General features: G+C 51.5%; 1 protein-coding gene. It reads left to right on the top strand.

Annotated features, from left to right (window positions below; translation table 11 throughout):
- On the top strand, positions 1–435 hold a 435-nt coding region (locus KH400_RS29725), incomplete at both ends, for a hypothetical protein (protein WP_217228046.1).

Genomic DNA, 435 nt, shown 5'->3' with positions numbered 1-435 from the left:
GGGAGAAAAGGGAGGAAGAGGGGAAAAAAGAAAAAGGGGGAAGAAAGGAAGAGAGGGAGGAAGAGGGAGAGAGAGGAAGGGGAAGAGGGAAGAAGAAGAAGGAAGAGGAGAGAAAAAGGAAAAAGGAAAGAGGGGAGAGGGAAAGGAAAGAGAGGGGGAAGGGAGAGGGAGAGGAAGAAAAGAAGGGAAAAAAGAGGGAGAGAGAAAGGGAAGAGAGAAGGAAGAGGAAAAGGAGAAAGAGAAAGGAGGAGGGGAGAAGGGGGGAGGAGGGGGGGAGGAGAAGAGAGAGAGGAGAGGAGGAAAGGAGAAGAGAGAGGAAAAAGGAAAGAGGGAGGGAAGAGGGGGGGAGAGGAGAAGAAAAGAAAAAAAAGGAGAGGGGGGGAGGGGAAGGGGAAGAAGGGAAAGGAAAAAGGAGGGGGAGAAAAGGGGGGAAAA

Origin of the sequence: Desertibacillus haloalkaliphilus (genome assembly GCF_019039105.1) — a bacterium.
GTDB classification, from domain to species: domain Bacteria; phylum Bacillota; class Bacilli; order Bacillales; family KJ1-10-99; genus Desertibacillus; species Desertibacillus haloalkaliphilus.
Note: the sequence above shows the minus strand (reverse complement) of the source record. Positions and strands in the feature narration are given on the sequence as shown.